The organism is Streptomyces pacificus (assembly GCF_011766325.1).
In the GTDB taxonomy this organism is placed as follows: Bacteria; Actinomycetota; Actinomycetes; order Streptomycetales; family Streptomycetaceae; genus Streptomyces; species Streptomyces pacificus.
Genome location: NZ_BLLG01000010.1, coordinates 129,215 through 150,863 on the forward strand (window position 1 = coordinate 129,215; position 21,649 = coordinate 150,863).

Below are 21,649 nucleotides of genomic sequence, written 5' to 3' on the forward strand. Positions count from 1 at the left end.
GGGACACCCGGTGCGTGACTACCGGTGCGTGACTACCGGTGCGGTGCGGGTACGGGCATACTCCCCACCATGGACGCGAGCAGCGAAGACCAGTCCCGTGCCGGCGACGAGGCCCGGCAGGACGGACAGGGCCCGATCGGCACCCAGTACGCGGCCGGCGGCGCGTGGGTGATCACCGCGCTCGGCGAACTGGACATGAGCACACTGCCGCCGCTGGACGCCGCCCTGGCATCGGCGTCCGCGGAGCATTCACTGGTGATCCTCGACGTCTCCGGGGTGACCTTCGGCGACTCGGCCTTCCTGAACCTGCTGCTGCGTGCCCATCACAGGACGGAGCTGCGTGTGGCGAAGCCTCAGCCTCAGCTGCGCCGTCTCATGGAGATCACCGGAGCGGACAAGGTGCTGGACGTCAGGCATGATGAGGACGCCGTCCCCCGCCCCTGAGCGTCCCTCACCCCGGCAACTCCGCGCACCCGGCAGCGAGGAACGTCTCATCACCGCGGCCCGCGGTGGGGCGCCGGGCACCGGACCGGTCGGCCGACTGACGCCGGCTCGGCTGCCCGGTGCCGGCGGCTTGGGGCCGGCGGCTTGGGGCCGGCGGAGCTGATCCTCACCGCTCAGGCGCAGAAGACGCGTACCGTGACGCGCTTGCCGACCGCCTCGCGTTCGACGGTGAAGCCCTGGCACAGTGCCAGGACGATCTCCAGCCCGTGCCGGCCCACGCGCCCCGGGTCCGCCGTCCGGGCCAGCGGCAGAGCGGGGCTGCTGTCCCAGACCGCGACCTCCACGCCCGACGGCACCCGCTCGATGTCCACGGCGCAGGGGCCGTGTGCGTACTTGCAGGCGTTGGTCACCAGCTCCGACACGATCAGCTCCACCGCGCACACCGTCTCCGAGGACGGGTCAAGACCGTGCCCGTCCACCAGGAAACGCGTGGCGAAGCCCCGGGCCTCGGCGATGCTTCCAGGGCCGCCGTCGTACACCGCCCCCGCCCACGCCTCTCCGGCCCGCGCCGAGGCCGCGTCGTGGCTCGTGCCGATCACACTCGAAGTCATCTGCTGGTCGTCCCGTTCGTCCCTGCCGTCCCTGGGTCGGCGCTCTCCTACCCCGAATCGGAGCGACGGCACCTCCCGGGCCGGCGGAAAACGGACGCGGCCCGTGTCCGGGGCGGACCGACACGCGCTCCCGCGCACGGCTCGGCCGGCCAGCAGCCCCCGTTCGCCGCCCGGGGCCACCCTGTGGACCCCGGCGCCCCGTGATTCCCGGGCACCGTGGAATCCCCGGCCCCCGGGAATCCCCGATGCCCCGGGCGTGACGGTGCCCTGGAAGTCGCGCGGCACCGCGGGCTCCGGTGGTTCCGCCACCGGGCGTACGGCGACCGGTCAGGGGCGGGGCAACCGCACCACGGTGACGAAGAAGTCGTCGATCTTCCGGATCGCGGCGATGAACTGCTCCAGGTCGACCGGCTTGGTGACGTAGGCACTGGCGTGCAGCCGGTAGCTGCGCAGGATGTCCTCCTCCGCCGCGGACGTCGTCAGCACCACCACGGGGATGTGGGTGAGGTCCTCGTCCGCCTTGATGCGCTCCAGCACCTGGCGTCCGTCGTACTTGGGCAGGTTGAGGTCGAGGAGGATCAGGTCGGGACGCGGGGCGTCCCCGTGGGCGCCCTGCCGGTAGAGGAAGTCAAGCGCCTCCTGCCCGTCGCGTACCACATGGAGGCTGTTGCCGATCTTGTTGTCTGCGAACGCCTCCCTGGTCATCAGCTCGTCACCGGGATCGTCCTCGACCAGGAGCACCTCGATGGGCTTGGTGGCGTTCATCGGTGGTCTCCTGCGGTGAGGGGCGGGCCGCCGGCCGTGGGCCGGCCGGTCCCCGGGGCTTCGGGTTCCCCGCCAGGCGGTTTCCCGCCCGACGGCTCCTGGTGCGCAAACCCACCGCGCGGCGGTCCCCCGCCCGGCGAGCCACCGCCCGGCGGCTCCTGGCCCGAAGAGCCACCGCCCGGCACCTCCCGACCCGAAGAGCCACCGCCCGGCACCTCCCGACCCGAAGAGCCACCGCCCGGCACCTCCCGACCCGAAGAGTCACCGCCCGGCGGCACCCGGCCCGAAGAGTCACCGGCAGGACGCTCACCGGCCGGAGACGCAGCGCACGGGAGCTCGCCGCCCCCGGCGGCTTCTCCGGCGGAGACGGCGGGCACGGTGAAGTGGATCCGGGTGCCCGCACGCTGCGCGGTGTCGATCCAGATGTGGCCGCCGTGGTGCTCCACGATCTTCTTGCAGAGCGCCAGGCCGATGCCGGTACCGCCGTAGGCGTCCCGGCTGTGCAGCCGCTGGAAGATCACGAAGACCTTCTCGGCGAATTCCTCCGGGATGCCGATGCCGTTGTCCTCGACCCGGTAGTGCCAGACGGCGGTGCCGCCGTCGTCCTCCCGATCGGCGGTGATCCGGACGACCGGCGGGCGGTCGGGGGACCGGAATTTCACGGCGTTGCCGATCAGGTTCTGCCACAGCATCGTCAGCAGCACCGGATCGCCCGTGGTGGTGTGCGGCCCGTCTGGGCGCTCGACGACGGCTCCGGCCTCCTCGACGGCCGAGCCGAGGTTCGCCAGTGCGCCGTCGAGCGCGGCGTCCAGCGAGACCGTGCCCCGGGAGTCGCCCAGCCGGCCCACCCGGGAGTAGGTCAGCAGGTCGTTGATCAGTACCTGCATGCGTTTGGCGCCGTCCACGGCGAATCCGATGTACTGCCCGGCCCGTTCGTCGAGCCGGTCGCCGTAGCGCTTCTCCAGCAGCTGGCAGAAGGAGGCCACCTTCCGCAGCGGTTCCTGCAGATCGTGGGAGGCGACATAGGCGAACTGCTCCAGCTCGGCGTTGGACCGGCGCAGTTCGACCGCCTGCTCGTCCAGGACCGCCGTTCGCGCGGCGAGGAGTTCCTCGCGCTGCTGCGAGGCCCTCAGGGCGTCGAGCACGCGGACCCGCATCGCCTCCACGGCCGCGGCCAGGCGCCGGGTCTCGGCCGGGCCGGCCGGCTCGATCCGGTGCTCGAAGTCGCCGTCGGCGACCCGTTCGGCGGCCGTGCGCAGACGGTCCAGCGGGCGTCCGACGGCCCGCTGGAGAACGATCACCAGTGCCGCGGCGAACACGACGAAGGCCGCGAGCATGCCGCCCAGGGCCCAGTTGTGGCCGGTGCGGGCACGGTGCATCTCCGCCTTGGCGGTGGCACGTTCGTCGCCCAGCGCGGCGTTCAGCTCGTCGAACCGCACACGGAGCCGGTCGAAGGCGGCCTTGCTGCTCTGGAGTTCGACCTCGGCGGACGGAGCCAACGCGCCCTCGCGGGCCCGTTCGACGAGCGGGGCGGCATGGCCGCTCCGCCAGGCCTCGGCCGTCTCCGCCGCCCGGGAGACCGCCGCGAGCAGCGCGGTGTCGCCGGCCAGCGCCCCGCGCAGGGACCTCTCCGCGGACTCCTCCTCCTGCTGGCCCCTCGTGTACGGCTCCAGCCAGCGGACGTCCCGGCTGAGGACGAAGCCCCGTACACCGGTCTCCTGGTCGAGGAGCGCCTTCTGCAGCCGGTACGCGTCCACCTGGGCGGGCTGGATGCGGTCCACGAGGTCGTCGGACTCGGCCGCGGTCTGGGAGAGGAGCCGGGCACCGACCACCGCGATGCCCGCGACCACGACGAGGATGGCGGCCAGGACGATACCGAGCCAGATGGGGACGGTCAGGCGGGTGCGCGCGGGCGGCGCGCCGTCCGGTGTCCGCCGGTCTTCGTTACCGGTCACTTCTGCTCGTTCCATTCGAGGTGGAGAAGCGCGACGTCGTCGCTGTGTCCGCCGTGGTCGGCGGACAGGGCGCGCGTCTGCGAGATCAGGGCGGTGACGAACTCCTCGGCCGGGCGGCCGGCGTTGCGTCGCGCGAGGGCGAGCAGGCCCTCCTCGCCGAGCCGCTTCCCGTCGGCGCTGACCCGGCCTTCGAAGAGTCCGTCGGTGAACAGGGCGAGGCCGCCCGCGGGCGGCAGGTCGACGTGGTCCTCCCGCCAGTGGCGGTGGCCTTCGGGCAGCAGACCGAGCGCCGGGCCGACGGCGGTCTCCACGAGCCGGACGCCCGCGGGGTCCCGAAGCAGCAGCGGGGGGTGCCCGGCGCGGACGACCTCGGCCTTCGCCATACCGGGCGGGAGCTCGACGGTCGTGACCGTGGCGAAGATCTCGGAGCCGGTGCGCTCGGCCACCAGCACCTTCTGCATGAGTTCGCACACATCGGTGCCCGTGACCCCGGCGAGGGTGAAGGAACGCCAGGCCACGCGCAGGCAGACGCCGAGTGCGGCCTCGTCCGGGCCGTGTCCGGAGACGTCGCCGATGACGGCGTGGACCGTGCCGTCCGGGGCCTCCACCACATCGTAGAAGTCCCCACTGAGCAGGCCCAGCGCCCTACTGGGCTCGTACCGGGACACGACCTGCACCCCGGCGCCGTGCAGCAGCGGTGAGGGCAGCAGCCCCCGTTCGAGCCGGGAGTTCTCCTGGGCGCGCATCCGGCCGGCCTCCAGGGCCACGGCCGCCTGCTCGATCTGGCGGCGCTGCACCGCGTATCTGACGGAACGGGCCAGCACGGTCGGCTCGAAGACGCCCTTGATGAGGTAGTCCTGGGCGCCCGCCGCGACGGCGGCGAGCCCCACGCCCTCCTCGGCCAGTCCCGTCAGCACCACGACCGCGGCGCGGGGGGACATCTCCAGCACCTGGCCTACGGCATCCAGCCCCCGGGCGTCGGGGAGGTGGAGATCCAGCAGGACGCACTCCGCGGGCGGTCCGTGCTCGCCGCTCAGCTCCCGGCGGGCCTCGGCCAGGGAGCGGGCGCGGGTGAGCCGGACCGCGAGGCCGCTGTCCCGGAGGGTCTCCTCCACCAGCAGCGCGTCGCCGTCGTCGTCCTCGACCAGCAGGACCGCTACGCGGGAGTCGGCAGCCGCGGGATCGGCCGGTGCCACGCGGGCCGGAGGCACCTGCGGGACCAAGGTCCCGGGACCCGTCACCTCCGGATCTCGCCCACCGACAGGACTCCTCACAGCCGACCTCCCGTTTTCCCGAGCCGCACGCAGGCCGTGGGGCGCAAGCAGAATACTTGTCGTTCGCGAATAATTGCACTCGCGTGGCTCTTGCTCGACGATACCGCCACGATCAGGCCAAACAGCGCGCGGATCATGTCCGTTCACCTTCGCATGACCGCGCAGGAGGGATGGCCGCCATCCCGGGGACCGACCTCCACCGCGACTCGCCACCCTCCGCAGACCGGCTTGCGCCCGGCAACCGCCACCCTCCGCAGACGGCCTTCCACCGCTGCCGCGCGGGCTCCGGCGCCGCCTGCGGACCCCGTCCGGGCCGCCGCGGCTCCGCGGACCCGCACCACGCGGCCGGCCCCGGGGACTTCCGGAAGGGCGGCAGGGGCCACTCGGTACGGCCAGGGCATTGCCTGGTCCGGCGAGGTTCATGCACGGCGGCGGAGTGGGTCTTCTCTCACCGGCCGGCGGCGGCGAGTCCACCGCAGGGCGCAGCGCGCCGCGACCGCCGCGAGCCCGGCGGCGAGGAGCACCGCGGCGGCCAGGCGCCTGCGGCGGAGCGTCCGCCCGCCCGGCATCGGCATCCCGTCCGCGTCGGCCGCGAAGACCCGCCCCGCGCACCCCTTTTGCCCTTTTCGATCCTTACGTTCCTTCTCACCCTTTCGCGCCTTCCGTGCCTGCCGCGCCTGCCGTGCCTTCCGCGCCTGCCGCCCTTTCCGTCCCACCCGGGCCTGGTGCGCCAGGCGGTCCCATACTCCGGGCGGAGGCGGCCCGACCAGGTCCGAGGAGGTCGCCGTACGCACGGCCCCGACCAGGCGCCGCAGTTCGTCGAGTTCGTTCCGGCAGCCGGCGCAGGCGCGCAGATGCTCCCGGACAGGCGGTGGCGCCTCGTCGACCGCCCTGCCCTCCAGAGCGAGTTCGGCCAGGTCCGCCGGGTCGGGATGCTCCGTCACCGCGTACCGCGCCCACGCGCCGCGTGGATCCGGGAAGCGGTCGCGGCACCTCGGGCCCTTCCCCGCGCGGGGGCGGCGGGGGCTGCTGCGGCGGCACCTGCGGCCCCCGCCGATGCGGCGGCTCCCGCACCCGGCCCCCCGGGTACGGGAGCGCGCTCCGCCTGCCCTCGCGCGGCGGGGCAAGCGCCCCGAGCGAGCGGGGCGATGGCATCCCGCCGCCCGGACACGGCGGATGGTTCGTGGAGTTTTGTCATGGCACATCCCGTCTTAGGGTGGAACTGGCGGGTCTCACGGATCCCACCCACTCGTTCACGTCCCGGGCGGCGACCGGATGCGGGCAGGCCCCCACGGGGATCGGCCGAACCGGCGCGACCCGGCAGGTGCCCCGCGGCGGGGACCGATCCGGTCGCCGGACCGGCGGGAGCGCGAATGCGATGCAGAAACGGTGCAAGTTGTTGCCGGACATCCCGGCGGCAAATCTGGCCGTGCTGCCGCGCAAGCAAGCACGCAGCCACGGCACGCCCGACCGGTCGCCCGGAGCGGGCGGCGTGTCCGGAACCAACGCCGGGCCTCGGCCCGGCACGAGGAGCCGAAACCATGGCCCCTGTCCGACCCGCACAGCCCGACCGGTCCCCGACCGGAACCGTCCGCCCGTCGCCGCGGCCCCGCACGGCGGGCGAACTCTCCGACGACGCTTCGGTCGCGGCCGGGTTCGCAGCGGGCGACGAGAACGCGCTGGAGGTGGCATACCAGCGCTGGGGGTCCCTCGTGTACACCCTCGCCCGCCGCACCCTGGGGGACGAGCGCGAGGCGGAGGACGTGACGCAGCAGGTCTTCCTCGCCGCCTGGCGGGGACGCCGCGGCTACCGGCCGGGGCGAGGCGGCCTCGCCGGATGGCTGGTCGGCATCACCCGCCACAAGGTGGCGGACGCGCTGGCCGCCCGCACCCGGCGCACCGAACTCGTCGCCGCGGCCGCGGCGTTCCTCTCCCCCGCGACCGCGCCCGCCACCGGCCCGGGTCCTGAGCAGGCGGTCGACCGGGTGCTCGTCCTGCGCGCCCTGCAGCACCTGCCCTCCGCCCAGCAGCACGTCATACGCCTCGCCTTCTACGCCGACCTGACCCAGACCCAGATCGCCGACCGGACGGGGCTGCCCCTCGGCACCGTCAAGAGCCATATGCGGCGCGCCCTGCTGTCCCTGCGCCGCTCGCTCACCACGCAGGATTGAGGGCCGGCGAGGGAACGGAGACCGGCCGAAGGGCTACGGCGGGCGGGAGACCCGGGAACGGTGGCGCAGCGAGGACCGGTGGAGGGCCGGGACGGCCGCCGCAACACGCGCGCGCCACTGCATCCGCCCGGCCCCTTTTCGCGGAAGCATCGGCGTCACGGCCTTCCCGCCCGGGGAGAACGGCCGTCCTCCCCGCCCGGGGAGGGCCGCCGTCGTGCCGTCCAGCCGCGGGAGGGCCGCCGTGCACATCGTGGACGTCGTCATCGTCGGTGCGGGCGCGGCGGGTCTCTCGCTCGCCCGCCGGATCACCGGTGGGCGCCTTGGCGGTGGCCGGGCCCTCTCCGTCGCCCTGGTCGACGCGCCCGCGGGGCCGCTGCGGCCGCCCGCGCGCACCTGGTGCTACTGGGAGGAGTCGGGCGGCGAGTACGACGACCTGCTCGCGGCGAGCTGGGACCGGCTGCGGGTCACCGCGCCGGACGGTACGGCGGCGACCGCGCGCCCCCATCCCCTCCGGTACAAGATGATCCGCTCCACCCGCTTCGAGGAGCACGCGCGGACACTGCTCCACCGGTCCGGCTGCCGGAGGTACGAGGCGGTCGTCGACACGGTCTCGGACCTGCCGGGCGGCGGCGCGGAGGTACGCGGACGGGACGCCGCCGGTGCGGAGTTCAGGCTGCGGGCGCGATGGGCGTTCGACTCCCGTCCCGGGCGGCCGGGGCCCGCCAGGACCACGCTGCTCCAGCACTTCCGCGGCTGGTTCGTGCACACCGAACGGCCGCACTTCGAGCCGGGCGTCGCGGACCTCATGGACTTCCGTACGCCGCAGCCCGCCCGGGGACTGTCCTTCGGCTATGTGCTGCCCCTCGGCCCGCGGGAGGCGCTGGTGGAGTACACGGAGTTCTCCCCGGCCGTCCTCGGCACCGCAGCGTACGAGCGGGCCCTGCGCCACTACACCGGGGACGTACTGGGCCTCGGCCCGTTCCGCGTGACGGCGACCGAGCAAGGCGTGATCCCCATGACCGACGCGCGCTTCCCGCGCCGGACGGGAAAGGCGGTGTTCCCCATCGGCACGGCAGGAGGCGCCACCCGGCCGTCGACCGGATACACCTTCGCCGCGGCGCAGCGCCACACCCGGGCCATCGCGGACGCGCTGGCCCGGGGCCGCACACCTCTGGTCGCCGGGCCGCACCCGGCCCGGTCCCGGCTGATGGACGCGGTCCTGCTGCGGGCCCTTGACACCGGGCGGATCGACGGCGGCGCGTTCTTCAGCGGGCTGTTCCGCGAGGTGCCGTCGCACCGCCTGCTGCGCTTTCTGGACGGTGGCACCCGCTGGTGGGAGGACGTCCTGATCGGATTCCGCACGCCCGTGGGGCCGATGCTCAGGACCGTGGTCGAACTCCCCGCGGTCCGCCGCCACCCGCCGCCGCCTGCGGAGCACCGCGCCGCGGCCCGCTGAGTCCCCGTCGCCGCCCGCCTGCCCTGCCCCCTCTCTGCCCTCTGCCCCTGCCTGCCGCAGTCCGTCCCTGCCCCATCGCCGAGGAGCCGCTGATGTCCCTGCTGCACAACGCCGATCTGACGGCGGCGTTCGACCGCGCCGCCCGGTCCTACGACGGGTTGGTCGGGGCCAATCCCGGATACCACCGGCAGCTCCGACGTTCCGCGCGGCGCCTCGGGCTGCCGGGCGCGGAGCCGCCGGACGGAGCGCTGCCGGGCGCGGGGCTTCCGGGGCCAGGGCCGGCCAGGGGGCGGGGAGTGCGGCTGCTGGACCTCGGCTGCGGGACGGGCGCGTCCACCGCAGCGCTGCTCTCGGCCGCCCCGTACGCGCAGGTCACGGCAGTGGACGCCTCGGCGGGAATGCTGGAGCGGGCCCGGCGCAAGTCCTGGCCGCGGGGAGTGTCGTTCGTCCACGCCCGCGCCGAAGGGCTCGCCGAGGCCGGGGTGACAGGTCCCTTCGACGCCGTCTTCGCGGCCTACCTGTTCCGCAACGTCTCGGACCCCGACCGGGTACTGGCCCGGGTACGCGGGCTGCTGGCCCCCGGCGGGCGCATCGCCGTCCACGAGTACACGCTCAGTGGCCGCCCCGCCCACCGCGCGGTGTGGACGGCGGTGTGCCGGGGGCTGGTCCTGCCCGTGGCCCGCCGATCGGGGGACGGCGACCTGTACAGGCATCTGTGGCGCAGCGTGGTGGAGTTCGACACGGCGGAGGAGTTCGCACGGCGCCTGGAGCGGGCGGGCTTCGTGCAGGTACGGGTCCTGCCGCTGCCCGGCTGGCACACGGGCATCACCCATACGTTCGTGGCGCGGGTGCCGACGGCGGAGGAGCAGGCGTGAGCACGGGTGACGTACAAGCCGGCGTGAGCACGGGTGACGGCGGCGGCGGAGGAGGAGCAGGCGTGAGCACGAGCGGCCGAGGAACGGATGCGAGGACGGACGGCCGTCGGGCGGGTGCGAACACGACCGACCGCCCGAGGGACGCACACACGGGCGGGCCCGGCCGGTACCGCACGGACACCGGCCACACCGACACCGGCAGCACGGGCGCCGGCCACCCGGACAACGGCCGCACGGACAACGGCCGCACGGACAACGGCCGCACGGGCGCCGACGGCCCTGTCGTCGACCGCACCCGCCCCCGCGGCATCGGCCCGCACCGCACAGGCCCCCGCACAGGCCCCCGCAGCGGCGCGGGCGTCGGGCGTGGGGCCGCGTTCGACGTCCGGGACCGGAAGTCGCACGTCCTGCCCGCCCGGCCGGGCCGCGCGCGGGTGGACGGCCCCCCGCCGCACGCCGGTGTCGTCGGCGGCGGTATCGCCGGCCTCGCGGCGGCGACCGCCCTGGCCGAACGGGGCGTCCGCGTCACGCTGTACGAGCGCGAGTACGGACTGGGCGGCCGGCTGGCCGGCTGGCCCGTCGAACTGGCCGACGGCTCCGTCGCCACCATGAGCCGCGGCTTCCACGCCTTCTTCCGCCAGTACTACAACCTCCGCGAGCTGCTGCGGCGCGCCGACCCCGGGCTGCACTCACTCACCCCGCTGCCCGACTATCCGCTGCGGCACAGCGACGGCATGCTCGACAGCTTCGCCCGCGTGCCGCGGACTCCACCGCTCAGTGCACTGGGATTCGCCGCGCTCAGCCCTTCGTTCGGCTGGCGCGACCTGCTGCGGATGAACCCCGCGGCGGCGCTGCCGCTGCTGGACGTGCGCGTACCCGGGGTCTACGAGCGGCTGGACACGATCGGTGCGGCGGACTTCCTCGCCCGGATCCGCTTCCCGGAGGCCGCGCAGCACCTCGCCTTCGAGGTCTTCTCGCGCAGCTTCTTCGCCGACCCGCGGGAACTCTCGGCGGCCGAACTGGCGCTGATGTTCCACATCTACTTCCTGGGCTCCAGCGAGGGGCTGCTCTTCGACGTGCCCCGGGAGCCCTTCCCGCAGGCGCTGTGGGAACCGCTTGCGGAGTACCTCCGCGACCAGGGGGCCACGATCCGCACGGCGACGGCGGTCGACTCGGTCGAGCCCGTGCGCGGCGGAGGTCTCGCCGTGACCGCCGCGGGCGGTACGGCCGTGCACGACGCCGTGGTGCTCGCCCTGGACACGGCGGGACTGCAGCGGGTGGTCGCCGCGTCCCCCGGCATCGGTGGCGCGGCCTGGCGGGCGGGCGTCGCGGGGCTGCGTACCGCGCCGCCCTTCCTGGTGTCCCGGTTCTGGCTGGACCGGCCGGTGGCTCCGGCCAGGCCCGGTTTCCTCGGTACCAGCGGCTACGGCGACCTGGACAACATCAGCGTGCTGGACCGGTGGGAGGGCGAGGCGCACCGCTGGGCGCTGCGGACGGGCGGCTCCGTGGTGGAGTTGCACGCCTACGCCGCCCGTACCGACGGCGGACGGGCGGCCGTGCGTGACCGGCTGCTGGAACAGCTGCATCGGGTGTACCCGGAGACGCGCGACGCGGGGGTGGTCGACGAGCGCCACGAATGGCGGGACGACTGCCCGCTGTTCCCCGTGGGCGGCCATGGGTCGCGGCCGTCGGTCCGCACTCCGGACCCGGTCCTGATGGTGGCGGGCGACCTGGTCCGCACCGACCTTCCGGTGGCCCTGATGGAACGTGCCGCGACCAGTGGCTTCCTGGCCGCGAACGCCCTGCTGGCCCGCTGGGGCGTGCGCGGCCATCCGCTCCGCACGGTTCCGCCGCGCGGACGCTCGGCGCTGCTCCGGGCACTGGCGAGCCTCGGCAGGGCCTGAACCCCCGGTCCGGCAGGACCCGGTACGAGCGGACCGGGTCCTGCCTCGCGGGCCTCAGCCCGGGAAGCGGCCCGTGCTGCGCAGGTGCCAGCGGCGCTCCGCGTACGCCAGGTCGTCGCGCCAGAGGCGGGCCGCGGCCGCGCGGATCAGCGGGCGCAGCACGGGCGCGGCGGCGCGGGCGGCGGTGAAGCCCGGGCGGTCGGACGACGCGACCACCGCCTCGACGACCGCGGTGCGCGGCCCTCCGAGCGGGTCGGGACCGAGCGGGGTGGCGTGGGTCTCGACGACCGAGCCCTCCCCCTCGCCCTCGGTGATGTGCATGACGACCGTACGGGGCTCGGGCGCGGTGAAGACGGCGGTGACCGGGACGACGATCCGGCCCGCCACCTTGAACGACACCTCCACCGCGAATGCGTCGTCGGCGTCCGCCGCCTGCGCTTCCGGGCCGGCTCCGGGGGCGCCGACGACCCGGAGGTCGACGAACGAGTACGGGTGGAACCAGGCGCCGTGCCAGGGGTCGAGCCGGTTGGCCACCACGTCCTCCGGCTCGCAGACGCCGGTGCGGGTGTAGACGGATGCCACGGCGGAGGACGGCCGCGGCCGTACCGGGAGAACCGGGCGTTCCAGGGGCTCCTCGCCTCCGGCCTCGTCGAGGCGCACCCATGCGAGCACGCCGTCGTCGTACGCCGGGAACGGCTCCCACCCCGCGAACGGTCCGCCGTTCAGGGCCAGTCCGTGCCAGTGGCAGATCAGCGTCCCGCAGCGCACCCGGCTGTCGCGCAGGGGCGCGCCGAGGTGCGGGCAGGCCCCGGGGCCCGCGACCAGCCGTCCCCCGCCGTCCCGCCAGGCGACCACCTCGACTCCTGCGACGGTCCGGCCGAACGGGGCGCCCGGCCGGACGGCGCGGGAGTCCCCGAGCACGTACCAGTTGCCCGACGGGCGGGCGAGCGCGCGCTTGAGGGCTCCGTCGATGAGCGCGGGGCGGGCGTCGCGCCAGGTGGGGCTCTGGCGTTCCCAGGCGGTTGCGGACCGGCGCAGCCGCAGGGGTGTGCGGCCGCGGCGCCGACCGGGGCCGGTCCCGGTCCCGGCGCCGGGACCGCCGCCGTGGTCGTTGCGGAGCGTCATACGGCCTTCCCCTCCACGGTGTTCCCGTCCTGTGCGGTCGGCGCTCCCGCCGCGGCCGTCTGCTGCTCCCCACCGGGGCGCCGCCGCCCGGCGGGGGCGGGCCGCGGGTGCCGGGAGTCCCGCCGGGTGCGGGCCGCCGCCCTGCGGCGCGGTGCGGCGAGGCGGGCGGCCGCCACTCTGGCGAGTCCGTCCAGCGCGACCGCTGCCCGGCGCACCGGCGGGACGACCGCGCGGCGGTGCAGGCAGGCGTAGCCGTCGTCGGCGATGGCCCCCAGAATCCCGCCGTACAGGACGAAGGCGGTGCGGATGCACGGCCGGGAGACCGGGTCCAGCATGGGCAGCCCCGGCGCGGCCTCCCGGTACACGCCGCGGGTGAGACCGGCGGCGTCCACCAGGGCTGCGGTGATCCGGGGGTCGCGCCGGCCGGTGGCGCGGCTCCAGAGGAGCAGGTCGCGGTCCACGCCGTGCGCGGCGAGCAGGTCGGCGGGGAGGTAGACGCGTCCGCGGTCCAGGTCCTCGCCCACGTCGCGGAGGAAGTTGGTCAGCTGGAAGGCGATCCCGAGGGCGGCGGCGTGCGGGGCGGCCTCCTCGCGCGGGACGACCGTACCGAGCACGGGCAGCATCTGGAGTCCGATGACGGCGGCGGAACCGTGCATATAGCGGCGCAGCTCGGCGTAGTCGGCGTAGTCCGTCACCTCGAGGTCGCTGCGCATGGAGGCCAGGAAGTCCCTGAAGTGGCGGTGGTCGATGCGGTAGCGGCGGGCGGTGTGCGCGAGGGCGTGGACGACGGGTTCCGGGCTGCGGCCGAGGCGCAGCCCGGCGTCGAGGCGATCCGACAGCCGGTGCAGCGCCGTCGCGCGTTCCTCGGGAGTGGCATCGCCGTCGAGGTCGTCGACGATGTCGTCGGCCCAGCGGGCGAAGCCGTACAGCGCGTGGACGGCGGGGCGCCGCTCGACGGGCAGCAGCCGGGTGGCGAGGAAGTACGTCCTGCCGTGGCGGGCGTTGAGCCGGCGGCAGTCGGAGTAGGCGGCGCGCAGTCCGGGCTCGGTGATCCCGGCGGCGTCGAGTTCCCGGCGTGTCATGCGGTTTCGCCTTTCGGTGTGCGGAGGGTGTCGGTATGGGCCGTGCCCGGCGGGGGTGCACCGGAGCCCGCACGGGGATGTGCCGGTGGCGCGTGCCCGCCCGAGCCCCTACCGGGATCGGCCGCAGCAGGGTGCGTGCCCGAGCCCTCCCCGGGATCGGCCGCAGCCGCGGCCGGGCGGCGCGCGCCGGTGGCAGCGGCCGTGGGGGTGGGGGTGACCCTGCTGGTGGGGGCCGGAGCGGTGGGCCGGTGTGCTCCGGTGATGCGGGCGGCGGCGAGCTTCCCGGAGATCAGGACGGTGGGCACACCGACTCCGGGTGTGGTGCCGCAGCCCGCGAGAACGGCGTTCGCGGTGCCGCTGACGAGGTTGCGCGGGCGGAACGGGCCGGTCTGGGCGAAGGTGTGCGCCACCGAGAAGGGCGTGCCGGCGGCATGGCCCTGCCGGGTCCAGTCGGCGGGCGTGACCAGGCATTCCTCCTCGATGGCCGCTTCCGCACCGGAGAGTCCGCGGCGGTCGAGTTCGGCGAGCAGGTTCTCCCGGTATCGGGGGGCCAGGTCCCGCCACCCGGCCGCGTCCGGGCCGATGTCGGTGTTGGGGCAGGGCGCCAGTACGTAGTGGACGTGCCGCCCGGGGGGAGCGAGGGAGGGGTCGGTGGCGGTGGGCCGGGTGATGAGGAGGGACGGGTCCGTCATCAGGTCCCCGGTGCGCGTCAGTTCGCGGAAGGTGCTCTCCCAGGCGGTGCCGAACGAGATGGTGTGGTGGGCGAGTCCGGGCCAGGTCCGGTCGGTTCCGGCGTGCAGGACGACGGCGGACGGCGAGTGGCGCAGCGGGAGGGGCCGCCGCGGGCTGCGCCCGAGGAGCCGGTAGACGACCGGCAGGTCGGGGGTGAGGACGACGGCGTCGCACGGAAGGCGCTCCTGGCCGGTGACGACGGCGGTGACGCGATCGCCGGTGCGTTCCAGCCGCGTGACGGTCTGCCCGTAGCGGAAGACCGCTCCCGCGTCGGCCGCCGCGTCCGCCATGGCGCGCGGCACGGCGTGCACACCGCCCTTCGGGAAGTGGACCCCGGCGACGGTGTCCATGTACGCGATGACCGCGTAGGCGGCGAGGGCGCGGGACGGGGCGACGCCCGCGTAGAGCGACTGGAACGAGAAGACCCGGCGCAGCCGTTCGTCGCGGAGGAACGCCCCGATCCGGGCGTCGAGCCTGCCGAAGCCGCCGAGCGCGGCGAGCCGGGCGAGGTCGGGGGTGAGGAGTTGCAGGGGCGAGTCGAAGTTGGCGTCGATGAAGCGGCCGATCTGGGCCCGGTACAGCTTCTCCAGCCAGTGGCGCAGGTGCCGGTAGCCGAGCGCCTCGCGCGCGCCGGCGAAGCGCTCGACCTCCGCCTCCATGGCGTCGGGACCGGTGTGCACGTCCAGCGCGTTCCCGTCGGCGAACACCGCGCGGTAGGCGGGATGGAGTGGGAGGAGCTCCAGCCTGTCGGCCATCGAGTCGCCGACCGCGGCGAAGGCGTCGGCGAGGAGATCGGGCATGGTGATGACGGTGGGGCCGGTGTCGAACCGGTAGCCGCCGCGCTCGATCCGCCCGGCCCGGCCACCGGGCTGGTGGTCCCGCTCCACGACGGTGACGCTGCGTCCGGCGCCGAGGAGGTGAAGAGCGGCCGACAGACCGGCCAGCCCGGCCCCCACCACCACGACGTGGTCCGTGCGGCCCTGGACGGTCCTCATCGGCGGCTCCCGTCGACGGTGGTCCCCGACCGCCGCCGCCCGGGCGTCCCGCCCGTTGGGCGGGCGTTCCGATGCGTCGTATGGCTCGTGTGCCCCGGCGAAGCGGACGCGGCAGGCGGCGCGGGCCTCGTGGGGTCCGCGTGGGCGGGGGAACCGGCGGGGGCCGCCACCCTGGCGAGTAGCGTGCGCAGGCGGTCCGCCGCGACCGGGGACAGGGCGGCCGCGGACAACCGCCGCTCCCCGGCCGCGAGCAGCCGGCCGATACGTTCCTCCACCACCGCAAGGGCACCGGTGGCGGAAAGCACCTCCCGCACCCGCCGCAGCCGGTCCTCCGTCAGGTCCGCGTCCCCGAGGGAGCTTTCCAGGACCGACAACGCCGCGCGGTCGCCCCGGGACTCGGCCCGCGCCCGGGCGACGGCGACGAGATAGGTGAGCTTCCCGGAGCGTATGTCGTCGCCCGACGGCTTGCCCGTGAGGAGCGGATCGCCGAACACGCCCTCGATGTCGTCACGGAGCTGGAAGGCGGTACCGGCGTACCGGCCCGCCGCGCACAGGTCCCGGGTCGCCCGCGCGTCGGCGCCCGCGAGCGCCGCTCCCAGGGACAACGGCCTGGCGACCGTGTACTGGGCCGTCTTGAGGCAGGCGGTGCGGATGGCCTGGGCAACGGAACGGGCACCGGTCGCCTGGCCGTGGAGGTCCAGGTACTGGCCCGCCACCATCTCGGTACGCATGGCCCGCCAGTCCGCCAGCACCCGGTGCCGCACGGCGCCGTCGAAGTCCGTCCCGGCGACGATGTCGTCGGCCCAGGTGAGCGCGAGGTCTCCGGCCAGGACCGCGGCGGCGGCGGCGAACGGCACCGCCCCGGTGCCGGGGGACGCGGCGCCGGGGTACCGTGCGGCGAGCCCGGCGTGGAACGACGGCCCGCCCCTGCGGCGCTGCGAGCCGTCCATCACGTCGTCGTGGACGAGTGCACAGGTCTGGATCAACTCCAGCGCCGCCGCGGTGCGGAGCGCAGCCGGCGCCTCCGCCTCGGCTCCGCCGCAGGCCCGCATCGCCCACCACAGGAACTGGGAGCGCATTCGCCTGCCCCCGTCCAGGGTGAACCGTGCGAGCGGGCCGGCCACATCCGCGGTGAAGACGCCGTCGAGTGCGGCGGCTTCCGCCAGCCGGTCCTGCAGCAGGAGCTCCAGTCGGGACCCCACCGCCCGGGGGACGTCGGCGTCGGCCTCCGCACAGAGGGAGGATGGGTGACCGTATTCCCGCACGGTCGGGTTGGGCGCGGTTGCCCCGGGTCGCTGCATGCGTCCTCCGCGTCGTCGGCTGCCGTCCTTCGTCCTTCCGCGGAGAGGCGGCGTTCGGATGCGCCTGCTGTGACGCCGCGTACGACGGGTGTCCGGCGTCGACCAGTCGACCATGGCGCGGTGCGATCACCGCGGCAGACGTGCGGAAGGCGCTCGCATCCGCCCGATTGCCTCATCGCGCCGCACGCCGGACAGCGGGCGCCGGCCCTCCGCCGGACGCGGCGTCAGCAGCGCGGTCGGCAGCGGTGTGAACAGCGTTGTCAGCGTGGGCCGCAGAGCGAGCGCCGCACAGGACACAGCGCAACGCGTCCTGTGCCGCGGCCCCGGCCCGGCACACCGGGCCGCGAGCCCAGGACACCGGCCCCGCACTGCGGGCTGCGGGCCGCACAGCCCGGACAGCGCACACACCGGGCAGCACACACCGGGCAGCGCGCGCCGGGCAGCGCGCGCACCGGGCGCCGGACGACCGGGGTCCCGACGGCAGCACACAAGGGTGCGCCGCGGGCCCCGACCGCCGTGGCTCAGGGTGCCGACTTCCCGCGCCTGCGCTCCTGCTCCAGCAGTTCGGGGAGGTCGGCGAGCCGGTCGAGGTTCGCCACGGTCCGGGCCATGCGGTGGTTGCGGGACAGCCGCTCCCGGTGCCGGTTCAGGAACGCCCAGTAGCCCGCGGTGTACGGGCAGGCCCGCTCGCCCACCCGCTCGGCCGGCCGGTAGGCGCAGCCGCCGCACAGGTCGCTCATCCGGTTGATGTAGGCGCCGCCCGAGGTGTACGGCTTGGTGGTCATCAGCCCGCCGTCGGCGTACTGGGACATCCCGACGACGTTCGGCAGCATGACCCAGTCGTATCCGTCGACGAAGTTGCGGTGGAACCAGTCGGTGACCTGCGCCGGATCCCATCCGTCCTGCAGGGCGCGGCTGCCGAGGATCATCAGCCGCGGGATGTGGTGGGTCCACCCGGTGTCCCTGACCTGGGCGAGCACGGTGGACAGGCAGCGCGCGGTGACCGCTTCCGCGTCCAGGTCCGCGAACCAGTCCGGCAGCGGACGCCGGTGGCGCAGCACGTTGCGGCGCCGGTAGTCCTCGCCGAAGTGCCAGTAGAGGTGCCAGACGTACTCCCGCCAGCCGGCGATCTGCCGGACGAACCCCTCGGCCGACGCCACCGGCACCCCGCCCTCGCGCCAGGCCCGTTCGGCGCGCTCCACACACTCGGCGGGATCGAGCAGCCCCAGGTTGAGCGGTGCGGACAGCATGCTGTGGCTCATCCAGGGGTCGCCGGCGAGCACGGCGTCCTCGTACCTGCCGAAGTCGGCCAGCCGGTGCTCGGCGAAGCGGTCGAGGGCTGCCAGCGCCTCGGCGCGGGAGGCGGGGAAGAGCCGGGGCCCGTCGCGGCCGGTGAAGGAGACGTCGCCCGCGCGCTCCCAGGCGTCCAGGTCGTGCCGTACCTCTTCGTCGATCTCGTCCTCCCGTGCCGTCCACGGCGGCGGGGCGCCGAGGGTCGACCGGCCCCGCGGTGGGGGTTCGCGGTTGTCGCGGTCGAAGTTCCAGCGGCCGCCCGCCGGTTCGCCGCCGTCCATCAGCAGCTCGTGGCGACGGCGCACCCAGCGGTAGAAGTCCTCCAGCCGCAGGGTCCCGCCGCGCCGCTCCCCGGCCCAGGCGGCGAAGTCCCCGTGCGGCACGAGGAAGCCGCGCGCGGGGACGACGTCGACGTCCGGCAGGGCGGCGACGAACCGCGCGGCGGCGTGGGAGGTCGGGTGGCAGACCGTGGTGCGGCTGCCGCCCGCGGCGCCCGCCAGGCCCTCCCGGTAGGTGTCGGCCTTCACGTACCGCACCCGGTCGCCGAGTTCGGCGGCGCGGTGGCGCATGGCGGAGAGCACCAGATGGGCCTTGGCCCGGTGGAAGCTCCTCCGGCGGAACACGGCACGGGACTCGATCATGAGGATGGGAGCGTCCGCGTCGGGGCCTCCGGGGCCGCCGGATGCGTCAGGACCGCCGGCAGGACCGGGGGCCTCGGCGGCGCCGACTCCGGCACCGGGCTCGGTGAAGTGCGGGCCGAGCTGGTCCCCGAAGACCAGGTGCATACGGGGCGCGCGACGGGACATCTGCCCTCCTGTCAGCCCCGGTACAGGGCCACGATGGCGTCCACGGCGGAACCGAGTGCGTGCAGGCGCAGGGTCCCCGGATAGGCGCCGCCCGCCCAGCCGGGCCCGGCGAGGAGGAGGGAGGTGCGGTTCCTGGCGCCCTTCACTCCCCAGTGGACGCCGGAGACGATCCGCACCAGCGAACGGTCGGCGGTGGACCGGGACTGGGCCCAGAGCACCACGGCTGCGGGCCCGAGCCGGCGTACGGCCTCCTGGAGCGCGTCGGCCGGAAGCGCAGGTCCGAACATCCGGGCGGGCACTCCGCGTTCGCCGAGCGCCGCGGCCAGGGCCTCGATGGGAAGGCTGTGCTGCTCTCCGGGGACGCAGGCGAGCAGCGCCGGCGGCGCGTCCGCGCGTTCCCGTTCCACCGCCGGCCGTACCCGGCGCAACGCCGACGAGACATGCCAGGAGAGCAGGTGTTCGACCTCGACGTAACGTTCACCCGACGTCGCCCACTTGCGGCCCACGGCGTGCAGGGTCGGGACGATGACCTCCTCCCAGGCGGCGACGAGACCGTGTTCGGCGAGCGCGGCGTCCAGCAGCGCGTCGACGGCCGGGGCGTCGAGGCGGACCGCGGCGCGTGCGAGCCCCCGGCATTCCTGCCGTACGTCCCCGAGGGGCAGGGCGTTCGGACCGCCGGGCGCCCGCAGCGGAGAGGCGGCGCCCTCCCGCCGGATCTCCCCGGCCGGCCCCCGGCGCGGCGCCACCGCGGGAACGCTCATCGCCGCGCGCGCTGCCTCGGCGGGCGGGACGCCCTGTGCGGTGAGCCGGCACATCTCCTCGAGCCGGGCGATGTCCTCGGGCGTCCAACGGCGGTGCCTGCCGTCCTCACGGGTGGCGGGGCCTATCGCGTAGCGCCGTTCCCAGGAACGCAGCGTGGTGGGCGCGACGCCCAGCCTGCGGGCGACCGCACCGGTGCTGAGCGCGGCGGTCACGCCGTCCTCTGCCAAGCCCTTCGGGCGGCTGTCGGCCTCCACCCGACCCATGGTACGGCGCCCGGTCGGCGTGGACCGCCCGCCGCCGGATCGGCGCTGGTCAGCGGGCCGGCCCTGGCCCCGGCCCCGGCCCCGACATCGGCCCCGCACTCGGCCCCGGGGCGGGCGGTCCGCGCACCGGCCTCTCCGGAAACGACGGCGGTTCACCGTGCTTGCCGCCGCCTCCGGGAGCACACCCCCGCCCCTGAGACAGCGGCAGCGGCAGCGGCAGCGGCAGCCGTGCGGTCGGCCACCCGGACGGCGGTGCGAGTGGCACGGTCCGGCCAGGCACCCACGACCTTCCCGCTGCGCCCACCCCCGTGTGCGCTCGCCGCCGCCGCCGTCCGCCCCGGCGCCCGGTGCACCGGAACCGGACGCCGCAGGCGCCCTCGGCCTGGGCCGGTCAGCCGGGGCCGGTCAGCCGGCTTCACGGCCTTGCCTGAACCGTGCGAGTCCGTCGGCGAGGTCCACGATCGGATCGGGGTACTCCAGCCGGACCCGTACGGCGGAGGGGAGCTTCCACGGTTCGTGCACGGCGGGCCCTTCGACATCCTCCAGTTCGGGCACCCAGCGGCGCACATAGGCGCCGTCGGGGTCGTAGCGGTGGGCCTGGCGGACGGGGTTGAGCACCCGGTTCGGCCTGGTGTCCGTGCCGGTGCCCGCAACCCACTGCCAGTTCAGCTGATTGTCGGCCACGTCGCCGTCGACCAGGAGTTCCAGGAAGTGCCGTGCGCCGACCCGCCAGTCGACGTAGAGCGTCTTGGCCAGGAAGCTCGCCGCCAGCAGCCGACCGCGGTTGTGCATCCACCCCTCGTGGCGGAGCTGTCGCATGGCGGCGTCGACGACGGGATAGCCGGTGCGGCCGTCCTTCCACGCCCGGACGTCCGCGTCGGCCTGCCCGCCCGAACGCCACCGGTCGTGTCGGTCGCGGTAGTCGGCGTTGGCGGACGCGGGCCGGGCGGCGAGCACCTGGTGGTGGAAGTCGCGCCAGCACACCTGCCGGACGAAGGCCTCGGCGCCCGGACCACCCGCCGTGCGGGCCCGGTGGACGGCCTCGGCCGGGGAGAGTGTGCCGAAGTGGAAATGGGGCGAGAGCCGGGAGGTGGCGTCGCCCGCCAGGTCGTCGTGCCGCTCGTCGTAGTCGGCGATGCCGCCGCGCACCCAGGCGTTCAGCCGTTTGCGGGCCTCGCGCTCGCCCCCGCGGGCGAGCCCGGCCGACACTCCCCCGGCCTTCTCCACGTCCTCGCGGGACGGCACCGGCTCGGAGCGGAGGCCGTCGGGCACCCGGACCGTGCGCGGCGCCCCGAGCACTCCGCGGAGGTCCTCCTGGGACCAGCGGCGGTGGTACGGCGTGAACACGGCGAAATGGTCCGAGCCGGACGGGACGACGGCCCCGGGCGCCAGGGCCGTGACGACCGCGTCGTGGACGCGCAGCGCGCGGCCGTCCCTCTCCAGCGCGAGGCGCAGCCGTTCCTCGCGGGCATGGGCGTAGGCACTGACGCCTGCAGCCATGTGGACCTCGTCGGCCCCGGCCTCCCGCGCCACCGCGCGGACCTCCTCCACGACGTCGCCGGAGCGGACGACGAGGCGGCCGCCCCGGTCCCGCAGGCCCTCGTCGAGGTCGGCGAGGCAGTCGGCCAGGAACGCCGCCCGGTTGGACGGCGCGAAGCCCGCGGCCTCGATGCGTTCGTCGCGCACGAAGAGCGGCACCACTGCGTCGGCCGCCCCGAGCGCGGCGCGCAGCGGCGGGTGGTCGTGCAGACGCAGATCGGCGGTGAACAGGACGACCGCGGTGTTCATGGTGCTCCTGAGCGGGTGCGAGCCCCTCGGTACGGGGGCGGAACGGG

Annotated in this window: 17 protein-coding genes; 5 read left to right on the plus strand and 12 right to left on the minus strand. The window is 75.2% G+C overall.

Annotated features, from left to right (window positions below):
* The first annotated feature begins 69 nt into the window (after positions 1–69).
* Positions 70–444 (plus strand): STAS domain-containing protein, encoded by a 375-nt coding sequence (locus tag SCWH03_RS17865; RefSeq protein ID WP_173265257.1) that lies wholly within the window; start codon positions 70–72, stop codon positions 442–444.
* A 173-nt stretch (positions 445–617) separates the two neighbouring features.
* Here SCWH03_RS17865 and SCWH03_RS17870 read toward each other — a convergent pair whose 3' ends face one another.
* The 5 genes from SCWH03_RS17870 to SCWH03_RS17890 all read right to left on the minus strand — a co-directional run bounded on the left by SCWH03_RS17870 (position 618) and on the right by SCWH03_RS17890 (position 5,993).
* Positions 618–1,055 carry an ATP-binding protein gene (locus tag SCWH03_RS17870; RefSeq protein WP_371872701.1) on the minus strand — a complete coding sequence of 146 codons (438 nt, stop codon included), beginning with the start codon at positions 1,053–1,055 and terminating at the stop codon, positions 618–620.
* 327 nt (positions 1,056–1,382) lie between these two features.
* Positions 1,383–1,820: a response regulator gene (locus SCWH03_RS17875; protein ID WP_173265258.1), complete on the minus strand. Its 438-nt coding sequence runs from the start codon at positions 1,818–1,820 to the stop codon at positions 1,383–1,385.
* On the minus strand, positions 1,817–3,775 hold the full coding sequence (locus tag SCWH03_RS17880) for a sensor histidine kinase (protein WP_173265259.1): 1,959 nt from the start codon (positions 3,773–3,775) through the stop codon (positions 1,817–1,819). The genes SCWH03_RS17875 and SCWH03_RS17880 overlap by 4 nt, the downstream gene beginning before the upstream one ends.
* Positions 3,772–5,016 carry a PP2C family protein-serine/threonine phosphatase gene (locus SCWH03_RS17885; protein WP_173265260.1) on the minus strand — a complete coding sequence of 415 codons (1,245 nt, stop codon included), beginning with the start codon at positions 5,014–5,016 and terminating at the stop codon, positions 3,772–3,774. Before SCWH03_RS17885 ends, SCWH03_RS17880 begins: the two co-directional genes overlap by 4 nt.
* Before the next feature lie 452 nt (positions 5,017–5,468).
* Positions 5,469–5,993: a hypothetical protein gene (locus SCWH03_RS17890; RefSeq protein ID WP_173265261.1), complete on the minus strand. Its 525-nt coding sequence runs from the start codon at positions 5,991–5,993 to the stop codon at positions 5,469–5,471.
* Positions 5,994–6,590: 597 nt separating this feature from the next.
* On the opposite strand from SCWH03_RS17890, the gene SCWH03_RS17895 reads away from it, so the two are divergent.
* The 4 genes from SCWH03_RS17895 (at position 6,591) to SCWH03_RS17910 (ending at position 11,455) form a co-directional block, all read left to right on the plus strand.
* Positions 6,591–7,220: an RNA polymerase sigma factor gene (locus tag SCWH03_RS17895; protein WP_173265262.1), complete on the plus strand. Its 630-nt coding sequence runs from the start codon at positions 6,591–6,593 to the stop codon at positions 7,218–7,220.
* A gap of 241 nt (positions 7,221–7,461) precedes the next feature.
* The gene (locus SCWH03_RS17900) at positions 7,462–8,676 is read left to right on the plus strand and encodes a lycopene cyclase family protein (protein WP_173265352.1); all 1,215 of its coding nucleotides are present in this window, start codon (positions 7,462–7,464) and stop codon (positions 8,674–8,676) included.
* A 92-nt stretch (positions 8,677–8,768) separates the two neighbouring features.
* Positions 8,769–9,551, plus strand: a complete 783-nt coding sequence (locus SCWH03_RS17905; protein ID WP_173265263.1) for a methyltransferase domain-containing protein — start codon at positions 8,769–8,771, stop codon at positions 9,549–9,551.
* A gap of 308 nt (positions 9,552–9,859) precedes the next feature.
* Positions 9,860–11,455: an FAD-dependent oxidoreductase gene (locus tag SCWH03_RS17910; protein WP_371872712.1), complete on the plus strand. Its 1,596-nt coding sequence runs from the start codon at positions 9,860–9,862 to the stop codon at positions 11,453–11,455.
* A gap of 54 nt (positions 11,456–11,509) precedes the next feature.
* Here SCWH03_RS17910 and SCWH03_RS17915 read toward each other — a convergent pair whose 3' ends face one another.
* From SCWH03_RS17915 to SCWH03_RS17945, 7 genes are all read right to left on the minus strand, one after another.
* Positions 11,510–12,580 (minus strand): Rieske (2Fe-2S) protein, encoded by a 1,071-nt coding sequence (locus SCWH03_RS17915; RefSeq protein ID WP_173265264.1) that lies wholly within the window; start codon positions 12,578–12,580, stop codon positions 11,510–11,512.
* Positions 12,577–13,662, minus strand: coding sequence for a phytoene/squalene synthase family protein (locus SCWH03_RS17920; protein ID WP_254076823.1), 1,086 nt, complete (start codon positions 13,660–13,662; stop codon positions 12,577–12,579). The genes SCWH03_RS17915 and SCWH03_RS17920 overlap by 4 nt, the downstream gene beginning before the upstream one ends.
* Positions 13,659–15,389 carry a phytoene desaturase gene (locus SCWH03_RS17925; RefSeq protein ID WP_173265265.1) on the minus strand — a complete coding sequence of 577 codons (1,731 nt, stop codon included), beginning with the start codon at positions 15,387–15,389 and terminating at the stop codon, positions 13,659–13,661. The genes SCWH03_RS17920 and SCWH03_RS17925 overlap by 4 nt, the downstream gene beginning before the upstream one ends.
* Complete coding sequence (locus SCWH03_RS17930; RefSeq protein WP_173265266.1) at positions 15,386–16,690, minus strand: polyprenyl synthetase family protein; 1,305 nt, start codon at positions 16,688–16,690, stop codon at positions 15,386–15,388. The genes SCWH03_RS17925 and SCWH03_RS17930 overlap by 4 nt, the downstream gene beginning before the upstream one ends.
* Before the next feature lie 521 nt (positions 16,691–17,211).
* Positions 17,212–18,789 (minus strand): cryptochrome/photolyase family protein, encoded by a 1,578-nt coding sequence (locus tag SCWH03_RS17935; protein WP_173265267.1) that lies wholly within the window; start codon positions 18,787–18,789, stop codon positions 17,212–17,214.
* Positions 18,790–18,800: 11 nt separating this feature from the next.
* Positions 18,801–19,814 (minus strand): MerR family transcriptional regulator, encoded by a 1,014-nt coding sequence (locus SCWH03_RS17940; protein ID WP_371872702.1) that lies wholly within the window; start codon positions 19,812–19,814, stop codon positions 18,801–18,803.
* A gap of 405 nt (positions 19,815–20,219) precedes the next feature.
* Positions 20,220–21,602 carry a cryptochrome/photolyase family protein gene (locus SCWH03_RS17945; protein WP_173265269.1) on the minus strand — a complete coding sequence of 461 codons (1,383 nt, stop codon included), beginning with the start codon at positions 21,600–21,602 and terminating at the stop codon, positions 20,220–20,222.
* Between the last annotated feature and the right edge of the window lie 47 nt (positions 21,603–21,649).

Coding starts and splice junctions, on each gene's coding strand:
- SCWH03_RS17865 (WP_173265257.1), top strand. CDS start 70: ATGGACGCGAGCAGCGAAGACCAGTCCCGTGCCGGCGACGAGGCCCGG.
- SCWH03_RS17870 (WP_371872701.1), bottom strand. CDS start 1,055: ATGACTTCGAGTGTGATCGGCACGAGCCACGACGCGGCCTCGGCGCGG.
- SCWH03_RS17875 (WP_173265258.1), bottom strand. CDS start 1,820: ATGAACGCCACCAAGCCCATCGAGGTGCTCCTGGTCGAGGACGATCCC.
- SCWH03_RS17895 (WP_173265262.1), top strand. CDS start 6,591: ATGGCCCCTGTCCGACCCGCACAGCCCGACCGGTCCCCGACCGGAACC.
- SCWH03_RS17905 (WP_173265263.1), top strand. CDS start 8,769: ATGTCCCTGCTGCACAACGCCGATCTGACGGCGGCGTTCGACCGCGCC.
- SCWH03_RS17915 (WP_173265264.1), bottom strand. CDS start 12,580: ATGACGCTCCGCAACGACCACGGCGGCGGTCCCGGCGCCGGGACCGGG.
- SCWH03_RS17920 (WP_254076823.1), bottom strand. CDS start 13,662: ATGACACGCCGGGAACTCGACGCCGCCGGGATCACCGAGCCCGGACTG.
- SCWH03_RS17925 (WP_173265265.1), bottom strand. CDS start 15,389: ATGAGGACCGTCCAGGGCCGCACGGACCACGTCGTGGTGGTGGGGGCC.
- SCWH03_RS17930 (WP_173265266.1), bottom strand. CDS start 16,690: ATGCAGCGACCCGGGGCAACCGCGCCCAACCCGACCGTGCGGGAATAC.
- SCWH03_RS17935 (WP_173265267.1), bottom strand. CDS start 18,789: ATGTCCCGTCGCGCGCCCCGTATGCACCTGGTCTTCGGGGACCAGCTC.
- SCWH03_RS17940 (WP_371872702.1), bottom strand. CDS start 19,814: ATGGGTCGGGTGGAGGCCGACAGCCGCCCGAAGGGCTTGGCAGAGGAC.
- SCWH03_RS17945 (WP_173265269.1), bottom strand. CDS start 21,602: ATGAACACCGCGGTCGTCCTGTTCACCGCCGATCTGCGTCTGCACGAC.